Origin of the sequence: Streptomyces alkaliphilus (assembly GCF_014141535.1) — a bacterium.
GTDB classification, from domain to species: domain Bacteria; phylum Actinomycetota; class Actinomycetes; order Streptomycetales; family Streptomycetaceae; genus Streptomyces; species Streptomyces alkaliphilus.
This window is the reverse complement of record NZ_VKHT01000894.1, coordinates 1-2,065: the sequence shown is the minus strand read 5'-3', so window position 1 is coordinate 2,065 and position 2,065 is coordinate 1. Positions and strand designations below refer to the sequence as shown.

Annotated in this window: 1 protein-coding gene; it reads right to left on the bottom strand. The window is 72.6% G+C overall.

All coding sequences use genetic code 11. The features are described 5' to 3' along the window. A partial coding sequence (locus FNQ90_RS20890) for a cytochrome P450 (protein ID WP_228471444.1) occupies positions 1-1,397 on the bottom strand: 1,397 nt, incomplete at its 3' end. Positions 1,398-2,065: the final 668 nt, after the last annotated feature.

Here is a 2,065-nt window from a genome sequence, read left to right as displayed (position 1 = left end):
GGCGGGGGGGTGAGGTACAACGTGAAGTGGTCCAACAGGGCCGGGATCGGCTCCCCGGCCCGGGGCGCGGGCCGGGAGATCACCTTCCAGTCGGTGTCCGCCAGCATCCCGGCCAGCCACGAACTCGCGGTCAGCAGTACCAGGTTCTCGGCCGGGCACCGTCCGGGACCCCCGCTGAAGGGAACGAGCGCCGGGTTCTCCTCCGCCTTCCCCGACAACCACTGCTCGGGCGCGAAGGAGTCCTGGTGGGGGGCGGCGAAATCGCTGCGCTGGAACCAGGGGGTGTACGCCGCCACCAGGGTTCCGGCGGGCATGGTGCCCCCGGCCCATCGGGTGGGTTCGGTGGTCTCCCGCAGCAGCAGCGGCGTGGTGTGCCACAGGCGCACCGACTCCAGTACGCACGCCCGCAGGTGGGGCAGGAGGTGGGGGGAGGCCGGGTCGCCGGCCTCCCGCACCTCCTCCACCGCCCTGGCGGCCTGCTCCGGGTGCCCCGCCAGCAGCGCCAGGGCCCGGTAGGTGACCATGCCGGCGGGTTCGTAGGCGAACATCCAGTGCGGGATCTGCCCCACCGGATCGGCCTCCGGCAGACCGGGCGCCAGGTCGTGGAGTTCGTGGGCGATGGTGCCGGGCTCGGCGGTGAAGGCGTGTCGGTGGACGCGCAGCAGGAACTCGTCGCGCCGGGCGCGTTGTCGGGTGCGCAACAGGGACAGGTTGGCCGCCGAGCGCAACACGTCCAACTGCCGGGTGAGTTCGGTGTCGTCGGCCGCGGCCTCGCCCAGGACGATCCGTCGCACGGAGCGCCACCACAGTTCGTTGAAGTCGTCCCAGCCCAACACCCCGTGCCGCAGAGCCCGTCGCACGGTGGCGGAGGACTCCTCCGCCGTGCGACGCGTCACCTCCGGGGCGATGGAGTGCATCGGCCGGGTCGTCTCCAGGGCCTTCTCGTTGACCCGACGACGGGCCCGCCGCTCCCCGCCGCGCGAGATCAGTGAGCCGTGCGGCTGGAACTGCCCCAGGGCCCGTCGTTTCTCCAGGGTGTCGGGGGTGAAGGGGTCGGGGGTCCGCTCCAGGACCCGCTGCATGCCCTCGGGGGTGAGCAGCAGGGCGATCGGTCGGGCGGTGGTGGTCACCATCACCGGGCCGTCGCCGTAACGCTCACGCAGTTCGGCCATCAGCGCCAGCGCCCGGCGATCCCAGCCGCGGCGTTCGGAGAGCTTCATGGGGGCGGGCCGGCGGATGATCGGCCCCTTGGCGGCGGTGGGCAGCAGCAGTTGCGTCAGAACGCGTGCGGAGTCGCGGGGGGACAGCCGGACGAGTTCCCCGTCGGCGTCCGGGGAACCGGCCTCCGACGCGGGGGACGACTCGAGGGTGCCGGTGGCACCGGTCGGCGGGTTCAACGTACCTCCCGGGTTCGTGACGGGCTTCGGGGCCCGTCGTGCGGTGATCGCCGAGACGGGAGCTCTCGCGGCCCCGCCGTGGTTTCAGGTGCTTCTGTCCCGACCGGCACCTCTCATGTCGGGTGATGCCGTGATGCCGTGATGCCGGTCCCCCTATCGGACCCGGTCGCCGGGAACACGCCCCCCACACGGTTTCGGCCGAATCGGTCAGCCCCCCGTGGGCCGGGAGGCTGCACCGCGGGTCGGTTTGCGGGCCGGTGTCCGTCGGGAACGGACGGGCACGGTGGGGGAGGAGCGCCCCGACCGGCCCTGCGCGCCTCCCGGCGGGGGAGCTCCGGGCGTCCGGGCCCCGGCCCCGCTCCCGTGGGATTTTCCACCCGCCCCGCGGAGGGTCTTTTCGGTGGTCTTCCCGGAAGGGGTACGGGAGAGCTTTTCGGTGTTCCCCGCGCCTTCTTTTTCGCCGAGCCGCTCAACTTCTTCCCTTTTCGGTTCTTCCGGGTTTCCCCTCCTTCTTTCCGCGGAGGACGGGACCCGATGCCGCGGGCGGCCCCCCGACACCGGCGGAGCGGGGCGGTGAAGGGCTCTCTTCTGCCCGGCCGGACCGGGGGGAAACCCATCGTTTTTCGACTTTTCCGCGTGGTCCCCGGGGGCGGGAAGCGCTCGGGGGG